The sequence below is a fragment of the Microcoleus sp. PH2017_28_MFU_U_A genome (assembly GCF_020738035.1).
Taxonomy (GTDB): Bacteria; Cyanobacteriota; Cyanobacteriia; order Cyanobacteriales; family Microcoleaceae; genus Microcoleus.
The window spans coordinates 1-10,068 of the sequence record NZ_JAEQCX010000187.1 but is presented as its reverse complement, the minus strand read 5'-3'; the positions used below and the strand labels follow the sequence as shown (position 1 = coordinate 10,068).

The window sequence follows — 10,068 nt, the reverse complement described above, 5'->3', positions numbered from 1 at the left end:
CCGAAAGCCTGCGTGTTTTGCCATCAAGGTTGCTTCAGTATTATTTAATTTGAGCGCTCGCTTGACGGCAAACATGGAACTGACTCTCAGCAATCAACTTTAGATAAGTTTAGCAAACTATTTGCCACTTAACTCTTGCTCCTAGGAAGAGGATTTAATGGCGTGAACCAGTAACTTGGCAATTTCCGAGAGTTGCTTTTTGTTGAAGGTTTTGAGCAAAAGCTTGACTACCGCCTTAGGTTCAGCGGGAAGAGCTACTTGCTTCGACGCTGCTGCTGGGGCTGCTGGGGTGCTTACCTCTGCTGGTTTTGGGGCTGCTACCAAAAGTAGCAAATTTTTACTCGGAGCGATCGTCTTAACTTTCCCCGTTTGCACCAAATCTCCCGCATCCTTGAGCTCTTTGATAATCAGCGGAGCTAAGACTTTATAAGAGTTTTTGGGATTAACGATCGCCCCTCTAGCAGTTTTAACTAAATTTTGCCAAGGCTCAAATTTAGCTCCCAACTTATAGAGTCGAGCGCACGCAGTCGCCAATTCCTGACGGCTAGCAGCAGATTCTTTCTGCTTGAACACCTGCAACATCTCTTTCAGTAAAACCATCACTTGAACAGCAAAATTCCCCGGCGCGGCGCCCGCTGTTGGAGCCGCGACAGGTGCACGAGTTCCAGCAGTAGCAACCGCCACAACTTTGCCCGCCGCCAAGTTGTTGAGATGAGTTTCCAGTTGAGCAAAAACTGGCATCACCTGCTGGACGAGTTTTTCTCCCTCTTCATTCCTCAAGCCAAAAGGCCCTTCCAGTCGCGCCAGCAAGTCTTTAAGCGTATCAACTCCCTTTAAAAATAGAGATTCTGCCGTTTGGTCAACTTGCTTGACGGGCCCATCCTTGAGTACCTTAAAACAATCTTCCAAGCGGTGAGCGGTTGTTTTAATACTATCCAAGCTGAGCATAGCCGCCCCTCCTTTCACAGAGTGGGCGGCTCGAAACATCTCTTGGACCATTTCGGGGTCTTTCATCGTGGACTTCAAATCCACCAAACCATTTTCTAGAGTATCGAGGTGCTCCTTAGCCTCCTCTATAAACAAACGCATTATTCGGTCTTGCTGATCTGACACGACAGTCCTCCTAACAATCTCAGCATCCTCCAGAAAGAACCATCTTCGTGGGAGGAAACACGACTCCTGCCAAAAGTCAGAAGCTCCCATGCAAAATATTCTAGCCTGCCTCTTGTGAAAGACTGACAATACTCGTGTCTGGGCGGTTTTAGCTCTCTTTCCTGGTGTGCTGGAGATCGATTTTAGAGTTCTGAGGGAGTATCTGGAGCAATTTCGATGCCCATTCCTTGTTTGATCATCTGCTGATCCGTAATCAAGTCGTTCAATTCCTTGACTTCGACGCCGATTTTTTGGCAAGCCTCTTTGAGTTCCCGCTCAAAAGTGTTGAGGTCGCTTCCGTAGCCGCAAAGCTCGGCGGCTGTGGTGATTCCTTGTTGGGCATTGGCTTTGGCGCAGTCGATCAATTCAAGACCTTTGAGGGGTTGGGATGATGCCATAATATCAAACCACAATTTATCTTTTGTCCCACTGTACCTAGAACGTTGAGGTCGATCGATCTATCGAAAGGCATGAAAAATCCTAGCGGTGCTGCGTGTTACCAATAAATTATTTTTGGGGACTTCCTGCCAAAATAGCAGTAGTTAGGATTTTCTAACCGCTCGTAAAAACCTGGACAAAGCTACCCAAAAGTAGTCAATGTTAGACATCTACGTTGGTTCAGCATTGATTGTTTTGCCAGTTGAGGCTCTATATAAACCACGCTGAACGCGTTTACCGCTAAAAACAGGCTTGACCTCTGTCTTTTTGTTATACCTCAAACACTACAGCAAACGGTCGATCGCACGCCCCCGTTCTCCCAAGCTCAAAATTTCCCGACATTTCTCTTGCCAAGTCGAAGTCATTACGAGTATGATTTAACAAGAAGCAAAAAAGAGAGCCGCCATGAGGATCGAAGAAATTCCTCTCAACCAGATTCGCCGCCCCCTGCCGCGAGTCAACGACCAAACTAAAGTAGCCGCCCTCATGGAATCCATCCGGGAGGTAGGTTTAAACGAGCCCATCGACGTGCTAGAAGTAGATGGCCAGTATTACGGATTTTCCGGCTGCCACCGGTACGAAGCTTGCCAGCGCCTCGGTTTAGAAACTATCCCGTGCAAAATCCGCCGAGCTCCCCGTGCTGTGTTGCAGATGCACCTAGCCTGAGCAATTCACGACAGGCAAATATTCGATCGCCCAAAACAGCCAAAACAGCCAAAACTAACTGTCCAAACAGTCTCAGATATTCGATCGACAATCACCACTAACAACCTAAAAACCTATGACTACCAACAACCACAAACAACACCTTTACCCGACGCGCATCGATATGTCAGCCGCCACCCGCTCTCAAATAGTCGGGCTGCTCAACGCCACGCTAGCAACCACTCTGGACTTAAAAACTCAAGTCAAGCAAGCTCACTGGAACGTCAAAGGCATGGACTTCTATCAGTTGCATTTGCTGTTTGACGAAATGGCCGGGGAACTCGAAGAATACGTCGATACGGTTGCTGAACGAGTCACTGCTTTGGGCGGTTTGGCTGTCGGAACAGCCCGCACAGCCGCCGCAGATTCGATTTTGCCAGAATTTCCTTTCGACATTCTAGATGGCAAGGAATACGTCACTGCTTTAGCCGATCGCTATGCACCCTACGCCCAACATCTACGAGTTGCGATCGACAAAGCATCAGAACTTGGCGACGCCGATACAGCCGACTTGTACACCGAAATTTCGCGGGCTATTGACAAACGTTTGTGGTTCCTAGAAGCGCATTTGCAAGCTTCTGCGACAACTGCAACAGCCGTCGCTGAGAAAGTTGCCGTCAAATAGCTACAACTTTTGTGGGGTGGGCCGGAGAGCCCGCCACAGGCTTTCTGGCCTGTGCCACAACTTTTGTGGGGTGGGCCGGAGAGCCCGCCACAGGCTTTCTGGCCTGTGCCACAACTTTTGTGGGCCGTTGCTCCTAGCCCGCCCCAAAGATGTATTTCCGATCGGCTCCCGACAGTTTACGATCGAGAATATGTCCATTTATTAATTTGGATGAAATTTTCGTGGCAGCTAATATTCCAGATTATGCTCCTCAACTGCAACGGCTGATGCAACAGGCCGGGATTTCGAGCGATCGAGAACTCAGCCAAAAAGCAGGAGTTCCCGAAATTCAGGTCATCCGCCTGCGTCGCGGCTTAGCTTTGAAAACCCGAGCCGACATCCTGCTCAAAATCAGTCAAGCTTTGCAAATTTCCTTAACCGAACTGCTCGCAACCTTGGCGCCAGACTTTGTAGAGTTAGAAAAGGCACCACCCACAGCCTTAGAACAAGAATATCAGCGCCTCCAAGCTGCGATCGCACAGCAGCGATCGTCTTTGATGGAGGAATTCCAGCTTGCTAGCGTACAAATTTTAGAATCTTGGATGTTGCAGTGGCCGACTGCTGCCAGCAAAGCTCAGGAAAATCACCACTTGCGGGCCCAGAAACTGCTGCCGTTGCTACGCCCCGTCGAGCAGTTATTGCAGCATTGGGGCATAGAGTCGATCGCCCCAGTCGGAGCAGAGATTCCCTACAACCCGCAACAGCACCAGCTCATCGAAGGAACAGCCCAGGCCGGAGAACCCGTCAAAGTCCGCTATACAGGCTACACACAAGGCGATAAACTCCTCTACCGCGCCAAAGTTAGCTTAGTTTGATGCCATTCTGTATTCAGCAGAACAAAAATTGTCCCCCTCTCACAATTCACTCGCGGTGGCGAAGCGCTGCGAGTCCGATCGGCGTTCCCATCCGCAAAGAGCGCCATCTCTTGCACTCAACAATATTCTCCCGTTCTCGGATTTTCCGTTTCTCTTATTTGGATCGGAGTCCATCTCGCAGCTATACTTAGCCTAGTCTGGCTAGAAATTCTGACATTCCCATCGCAAAATATGAGTCCTGTAGTTAAAATTATTCAGCCCTCTGGCATTTTAGACGGCACCAAGGCAAGTCAATTCCGCCAAGAGATTAGCGACCTAGTGGAAGCGGGAGCCGATGTGGTATTGATAGACTTCACTGATGTGACTTTTATGGATAGTTCTGGTTTGGGCGCTTTAGTATTAGCGCTCAAAACAGTCCGGGCCGCTGGGAGTCAATTAGTCGTCTGTTCTATCAACGAGCAAATCCGCATTTTATTTGAACTCACCAGCATGGATCGAGTTTTCGAGATCTTTCCGACCCGGGATGCTTTTAATCGCAAAATTGTCTCCACTAACTAACTCTTTTGGCTGCTGTCTTCTTGCCATTTGGTTGCAAATGTGATGCAAGAGGTCAGCTAGCCAAAGTTGATCTTGAGTAAAGACCAATCATCATCAAAAACTGCTTTAGCGTTCAACTTTTGAATGTAGTTCAGAACCAGTTCTAACTGATCGGCAGTTGCACCGTTGTAAGATGCTAGCAGGTCGATGAAAGGGTCTAGCCCCCAGATATTGCCGTCAGGTTGGTGAATCTCGTATACCCCGTCGCTAAAGATGTAGAGAGTGCTTAAATCCTCGACATCGCAGCAATTATCGACATAGCGGGCGTCGGGGAACATCCCAACTGGCATTCCGGGGGTTTTTAATTGCTTGATTTTAGCCGTGCTCGCAGGGGACTGGGAAATTAACACGGCCGGGGGATGGCCGGCGCTGGCGTAAGTTAGCTGCCGAGTAATGCGGTTGTAAACGCCATACCAGATGGTGAAATATTTGTCATTTTGGTAGCTCATCTGGAAGGTGGTATTGAGGGCCCGCAAAACATCGCTCGGTTTGTAGTAGTCAATGTTGGGCAGTGCGCGCGATCGCAGCAAATTCAGCACCGCCACAGAAGGCAGCGCCGCCCGCAACCCGTGACCGGCTACGTCAAGCAAGTAAATCGCCAAATAATCGGCATCCAGCCAGTTGTAGTCGAAGCAATCTCCGCCTAACTGCCGGGAGGGAATGAATTTTGCCTCGATGCTGACAGGTTCCGTCATCGGATCGGGCAGCAGCGATTGCACGTACTCCGCTGCTTCGGCTAACTCTGCTTCCAGGCTTTGCTTGGCAATTTTCAAATCTCGGCTGAGTTGGTGCAGCCGCAATCCTGCGCGTACTCTCGCCTGCAATTCGTTGAGTTCGATCGGCTTGGAGATAAAATCGTCGGCACCGGCGTCAAGCCCTTTGACTCGATCGGCGATCGAACCCAAAGAAGTCAACAAAAAGAATTGTGTAGTTGACAGTTCCGGATCAGCCTTAACTCGACGGCAAACATCAATGCCGGTCAAACGCGGCATGATCCAATCGCAAATTATCAGCGCCGGACGCAATTTTTGCGCCTGGGCCACGCCGTCTTCGCCATTGCTTGCTACTGTCACTTCGTAACCCTGTTTTTTCAGGGTTCTTCTCAGCAGTTCTTGAACAGCCGTATCATCGTCAATAACCAGAATTTGAAACATGGCACTCGGGTACTACAAGTCTTTCAAAGGTCTGGGGGTCATTTAAAATATATCCTGTGAGGGCGATTGTCTGAGATTGAGTATAGTCTAATAACATCGCTTTTCAGGTAAATGCTTTTGCCGGCCAGCCATCGAGTTCAATTTACCTTTAAATTTGATGCAAATTTTGGTTGGGTCGAACTTCACCCAGTTTATCCTCAGAACATAAACTTTGATAGATTTTTTTTGGGCAGCAGGGGCGAATTGACATCGGGGCGCGACTTCTGGTATCGTAAACAGCTAATTACTCGATTTGACATTTATTTTTTTAGCAGTACAAGCCAGTACAGTCGAACTCCCATTCAATTTTGCTTGGTTTTACACGGTCAGCCGCCGCAGCAGCAACTGGAAAATGACGCTGCCATTGAAGAACTGCGATGGGTGATGTTGGCGCTAGCAGTTGCCCGCATTTTGGCAAAAAAGTTAACAACGTAAAGTACAGGCAGTATAATATTTGCCTCTATTTTAGCTAATAAAACAGCAAGAAGCCTTTCACCTGCCCGATAGGGAGGTGATGAGATGAATTGCGAGCGAGTTGACGACAATCCTCTGACCAATGCCGGAGGCGAGGGAAGAGGGTAGGTCGGAAATGAGCTGTCATATTTTGTTTGTACCCATAAATTTGATAGAATAAATTTGGTTAACTTCACCCCTATCGGTGTCTGATCAGCCTCTGTCCAGTAGCATTGCGATTATTGGTAAGCGACTCCGTTGCACAGCATAGAAGCAAGTAGGCACATCTTGATTAATGCAAATTACCTCCGGGTTTGTCCGATAGTGCGAATCAGCCAGCATCTCATCCAGGGCAGTAAAATTTGTAGGGTACAAGGTAAGAAATTTACAGTCTGCGGTAGGGCATTCCGTGGACTTAAAACAAAGCTCATCGCCTCCGAAGCAATAGCTGGATTGGATGAGAAGCCTACACTGTATTGCTTGCAATCAGTGTAGGAGTATGTCACGGAACTATAATTTTAGTGGCTGAGCGTGATTGAATTAAAAGGTTCCGAAAAGTTGCAAGTCCTAAAGAAAGCGGCTCTTCAAGTCAATACTGGCCAGAGTGCTTTAGAGCCAGTTTTGTCCTGGTTTGCCCAGTTGTACGAGCAGCGAATTCCTACAAGTGTGTGGATACGCTGTCAGTTGGCTTTGGCTGAGGGCTTTACAAATGCGGTGCGTCACGCCCACGAGGGCAAACGGCCGGATTTGCCGGTGGAGATTAACGTGGTGGTGTCTGCTGAATCTGTAGAGATTCAAATTTGGGATTCGGGCTCTCCCTTTGATTTAGAGCGAAAAATTCAAGATATGTCGAAAACGATCGATCCTGAAGCTTCGGGCGGGCGGGGCCTCAAGTTGATGAAAGACATCGCAGACAGTCTCAGTTATACCAGAACGGCTGATGGTCGTAACTGTCTGTCGATCGTCAAAAACTATACTCCTATCCCCGAGACGGACGACGAAGATGATATTTTGCAGTTGCCGGACGAACTTTTGGGTTGATCGGCTCATCGGCTTTTAAACGCGCGACAGAGGGTTTAGCCACAGCAGAATTGTCCGTTTTAATTGATTTAATTCTCGATACACTTCTTGTTTTACCCATTGGCCGATCGCGTCGAAGGGTGTAAAAATTTGACCGACAGGCCAGCTAACATCTTGACCTAATGGCGTTTGATGGTTGCCGGCCAGTGTCTGAACTGTAATCATGTCGGAAAATCTTTGTTTTAGCAGACCATTTAACAGCAGGGTTTGGTCGATGTTGTCGCTGTTAAATTTGACTAAAAGATTGCGCCGGATTTGATAGCTATCTTGCACGAGGCGGTTGGTGTCTTGGGGGGAAGGGGTAAACTCTACGTTAAAGACGGGGGAAATTTGCTCGACGATCGGGATTGCTTCGGATGCTGCATAATTGTTGAAAGAGATCAGAATATTGCCGGCTCTTTCTATGTCAAACACCGAGCCGATCAGCAAGTGCAGTTTGCATCCCATGCTGTGCCCCATGCCGTAGACAGGCAGATAGGAAGATTTGAGCAATTTCTTGGCGCGCAACCTATCGAGGGCATTTTCAAACTTGTTGAGGACATCGCGGGCGATCGCAATATGATCCAAAGTATTGACAAACGGGGTTGCTACTACCACATATCCTTGATTCCCCAAGGCCTCTAACAGCCACCGATAGGTCAGTTGCGGTGCAGCAGCTACAAATGCGCCGCCGAGAAAATGTACGATCGCGATCGGTTTCGAGTTTGAGGGAATTAATACCCAGTTGCCAGAAATTTCTTGCCAGTCCATAAATTTAGTCTAGTTCAAAGTAAAAAGGCGATCGTTCTCTGAAGGTATCAGGTAAAAAGGTAGAAAGCATAATTTTTGTTACTTTTTTGCTTTTACTTTCTGCCTAACAAATAGGTTTCCTACCCATTTTTTGATTCAAAAAACTTGGCTTTTTACTTACCATAAATAATTGGTTTAAAGCCGGAACCCCGATCGGGAGGAATTTAAAAAAGACGATTGATTGCTCCAATCCTCTTCCTTCTTTGTCAACTGCTGTCAACTGTCAACTGCTGTCAACTGTCAACTGTCAATTGTCAACTGTCAACTGAATGAAACCTTATCTATTTTAATTGTTTTGGCAGCAAATAGCACGGCGGGCACAGGCTGCTATTTCCGGCTCGCTCGGGTTGAGGCTGGCGGCTGAATATAACACTATACGCGATGGTTAACGCTTTGTTGCGATCGCGCGACGCCAGAGCGATCGAGCGTATCTATTTTTCAGAGGCTTTTATCTCCAAGACGGTTCAGATCGAACCGTCTTAGATTAAAACCTGCATACAAATACAAGAGCCTTTAGGAAAAACCGCTGACTTCCGACGATCGCTGGGGATTAAATTCTGCTGCATGACGGGTGCTTTCTGTCGTTTGACGGCTCAACTTCTCGTGAGATTTCATCCATTTCCACTTGTTCAGAGTAGCTTGAGGATTGAGGGCTGTCGTAGCGATGCCATAAATCAGAGTCAGTACAATCTCCCGATTCAACCAACTTTGTCCCACCTTTCTCATGTAGTGCAGTGCCAAAACTTCTCGGAATTTGTTGAGCCTTGGCAAAAGGGGCAAATTGTTAAAGCACAACTGTTCGTACTCGTTGAGCGATAACTCTTTTTCTCCCCGCAAGCGCCGCAGTTGGTTTTCCTTGACACATTCAGAAGCTATGCGCTTTTTCAGCCAGTGCTTGTCTGTGAGAGAGTTTCCTCTAATTCGATAATTTCCCAAAGGTGCTGTCGCGGCTAGCAAGCCGTGCTTTTGAGCAATTTTGGTAAATAACTCTGTATCTTCTCCTACCTCCCAATCTTCTGCAAAGCCACCTTCTTTGAGCAAAATGAAGCGATCGACTACCACAGAAGACGGGAAAACCCAAGGACTTTCGCCTGTCTCCTTAATCGCCTGCATTTCGGCTTTAGTTGTAGGATAGGTAGGAACGTAACTCAACTTGTTGCCATGCTTGTCTAAATACCGCAAAGCGTGAGCAACTGCTTTGACTTCGGGATTGTCTGCGAGCATCTTCAAACAAACTTCTAGCTTGTTGGGTTCCCAGGTATCGTCACTGTCTAGAAACGCTACATACTTGCCGGTTGCCCGCTTGATCATTAAATTTCTTGACTTGGAAACCCCATAATTGTGGGGATTTCTATAGAACTTAATTCTCGAATCTTGCTTGGCCAGCCTAGCACCAATTTTTCTAGTATCGTCTGTCGAGCAGTCATCAACAATTAAAATTTCTAGATGCTTGTGGCTGCCATTAACTACGGAGGCAACGGCCTCGGCCAGGGTTTCGGCTGCATTGAATGCAGGAATTATTACACTGACTTTTGGGCTGTTCATAACTTGAATTAGTTGTGTTTTGGTAGTTGTTCGCCGAAGTATAGTCTTCGCCACATATGACCCCTGAAATTAGAATACGAAGAAAGTAAGGATTTTCCGCTGAAACTGAAAATTGCTGGCTGTGAAGCGCACTGACTGGGATCTAGTGCGATGAAAGCTCGCGTTTGAGCAGTTAAGTTGCAAAGCATAATGTCCGGCGCTAGATGATTCCAGCTTCCACCCCCTGGCGTGTATGCCAGCAAGGGCAAAAATAGGATGCTGTTTCTGAGCGTTCGTATATCTACATAGAATCAACAGTGCTTTCCGCAAAGGATTATACAGCTTTATTAAGTTTTATGACAGGAAATTAAGAAAATTAACTTCCTATATCAAACTTCCTGCCTTGGGGGAAAGAAGAGGTTAACTTACAGGGCGAAATAGTTATCTAAACTTAGTCAAAGCTTGCTGGAAAAGATAAGTCTAGAATTGAGATAATATCTGCAATGCCGAAAACCAAGGCTCAATTATCCGGTTTGTAAACCGCAGTTCTGTCAGTACCAGCCAGCCTGTTAAGGTCGAGAAGGAAGTCCACAACTCGTTAAATTGGCTGAAAATAGTGGGTGACTCATGGCTAAAAGCGACCGCTAGAATTGTTTTT

The 10,068-nt window shown here is 47.3% G+C and carries 13 protein-coding genes; 8 read left to right on the top strand and 5 right to left on the bottom strand.

Annotated elements, in window-relative coordinates; all coding sequences use genetic code 11:
- Window positions 1–141 precede the first annotated feature (141 nt).
- Together JGK14_RS32915 and JGK14_RS32910 are read right to left on the bottom strand one after the other, a co-directional pair.
- Window positions 142–1,113 carry an Hpt domain-containing protein gene (locus tag JGK14_RS32915; RefSeq protein WP_325315966.1) on the bottom strand — a complete coding sequence of 324 codons (972 nt, stop codon included), beginning with the start codon at window positions 1,111–1,113 and terminating at the stop codon, window positions 142–144.
- A 182-nt stretch (window positions 1,114–1,295) separates the two neighbouring features.
- Window positions 1,296–1,550, bottom strand: coding sequence for a hypothetical protein (locus tag JGK14_RS32910; RefSeq protein WP_293187043.1), 255 nt, complete (start codon window positions 1,548–1,550; stop codon window positions 1,296–1,298).
- Between the two features lie 445 nt (window positions 1,551–1,995).
- Between JGK14_RS32910 and JGK14_RS32905 the strand changes: the two genes are divergently transcribed.
- From JGK14_RS32905 to JGK14_RS32885, 5 genes are all read left to right on the top strand, one after another.
- Complete coding sequence (locus tag JGK14_RS32905) at window positions 1,996–2,256, top strand: sulfiredoxin (protein WP_293187042.1); 261 nt, start codon at window positions 1,996–1,998, stop codon at window positions 2,254–2,256.
- A 115-nt stretch (window positions 2,257–2,371) separates the two neighbouring features.
- Entirely contained in the window at window positions 2,372–2,920 is a 549-nt protein-coding gene (gene dps, locus JGK14_RS32900; RefSeq protein WP_293187041.1) for a DNA starvation/stationary phase protection protein Dps, read from the top strand.
- 51 nt (window positions 2,921–2,971) lie between these two features.
- Window positions 2,972–3,187: a hypothetical protein gene (locus JGK14_RS32895; protein ID WP_325315965.1), complete on the top strand. Its 216-nt coding sequence runs from the start codon at window positions 2,972–2,974 to the stop codon at window positions 3,185–3,187.
- On the top strand, window positions 3,187–3,774 hold the full coding sequence (locus tag JGK14_RS32890) for a hypothetical protein (protein WP_442921501.1): 588 nt from the start codon (window positions 3,187–3,189) through the stop codon (window positions 3,772–3,774). The genes JGK14_RS32895 and JGK14_RS32890 overlap by 1 nt, the downstream gene beginning before the upstream one ends.
- A gap of 231 nt (window positions 3,775–4,005) precedes the next feature.
- Window positions 4,006–4,332, top strand: coding sequence for an STAS domain-containing protein (locus JGK14_RS32885; RefSeq protein ID WP_293187039.1), 327 nt, complete (start codon window positions 4,006–4,008; stop codon window positions 4,330–4,332).
- Window positions 4,333–4,388: 56 nt separating this feature from the next.
- Here JGK14_RS32885 and JGK14_RS32880 read toward each other — a convergent pair whose 3' ends face one another.
- The gene (locus JGK14_RS32880) at window positions 4,389–5,525 is read right to left on the bottom strand and encodes a PP2C family protein-serine/threonine phosphatase (RefSeq protein WP_293187038.1); all 1,137 of its coding nucleotides are present in this window, start codon (window positions 5,523–5,525) and stop codon (window positions 4,389–4,391) included.
- Between the two features lie 117 nt (window positions 5,526–5,642).
- Between JGK14_RS32880 and JGK14_RS32875 the strand changes: the two genes are divergently transcribed.
- Together JGK14_RS32875 and JGK14_RS32870 are read left to right on the top strand one after the other, a co-directional pair.
- Entirely contained in the window at window positions 5,643–5,999 is a 357-nt protein-coding gene (locus JGK14_RS32875; RefSeq protein ID WP_293203583.1) for a hypothetical protein, read from the top strand.
- Between the two features lie 549 nt (window positions 6,000–6,548).
- The gene (locus tag JGK14_RS32870) at window positions 6,549–7,058 is read left to right on the top strand and encodes an ATP-binding protein (protein ID WP_325315963.1); all 510 of its coding nucleotides are present in this window, start codon (window positions 6,549–6,551) and stop codon (window positions 7,056–7,058) included.
- 15 nt (window positions 7,059–7,073) lie between these two features.
- Here the strand turns inward: JGK14_RS32870 and JGK14_RS32865 are convergent, their stop codons facing one another.
- The gene (locus JGK14_RS32865) at window positions 7,074–7,847 is read right to left on the bottom strand and encodes a DUF1350 family protein (protein ID WP_293187035.1); all 774 of its coding nucleotides are present in this window, start codon (window positions 7,845–7,847) and stop codon (window positions 7,074–7,076) included.
- 220 nt (window positions 7,848–8,067) lie between these two features.
- Between JGK14_RS32865 and JGK14_RS32860 the strand changes: the two genes are divergently transcribed.
- On the top strand, window positions 8,068–8,250 hold the full coding sequence (locus tag JGK14_RS32860; protein ID WP_293187034.1) for a hypothetical protein: 183 nt from the start codon (window positions 8,068–8,070) through the stop codon (window positions 8,248–8,250).
- Window positions 8,251–8,399: 149 nt separating this feature from the next.
- Here JGK14_RS32860 and JGK14_RS32855 read toward each other — a convergent pair whose 3' ends face one another.
- On the bottom strand, window positions 8,400–9,431 hold the full coding sequence (locus JGK14_RS32855; protein ID WP_293187033.1) for a glycosyltransferase: 1,032 nt from the start codon (window positions 9,429–9,431) through the stop codon (window positions 8,400–8,402).
- Window positions 9,432–10,068 lie beyond the last annotated feature (637 nt).

Coding starts and splice junctions, on each gene's coding strand:
- JGK14_RS32890 (WP_442921501.1), top strand. CDS start 3,187: ATGCAACAGGCCGGGATTTCGAGCGATCGAGAACTCAGCCAAAAAGCA.
- JGK14_RS32855 (WP_293187033.1), bottom strand. CDS start 9,431: ATGAACAGCCCAAAAGTCAGTGTAATAATTCCTGCATTCAATGCAGCC.
- JGK14_RS32905 (WP_293187042.1), top strand. CDS start 1,996: ATGAGGATCGAAGAAATTCCTCTCAACCAGATTCGCCGCCCCCTGCCG.
- JGK14_RS32865 (WP_293187035.1), bottom strand. CDS start 7,847: ATGGACTGGCAAGAAATTTCTGGCAACTGGGTATTAATTCCCTCAAAC.
- JGK14_RS32885 (WP_293187039.1), top strand. CDS start 4,006: ATGAGTCCTGTAGTTAAAATTATTCAGCCCTCTGGCATTTTAGACGGC.
- JGK14_RS32910 (WP_293187043.1), bottom strand. CDS start 1,550: ATGGCATCATCCCAACCCCTCAAAGGTCTTGAATTGATCGACTGCGCC.
- dps (WP_293187041.1), top strand. CDS start 2,372: ATGACTACCAACAACCACAAACAACACCTTTACCCGACGCGCATCGAT.
- JGK14_RS32880 (WP_293187038.1), bottom strand. CDS start 5,525: ATGTTTCAAATTCTGGTTATTGACGATGATACGGCTGTTCAAGAACTG.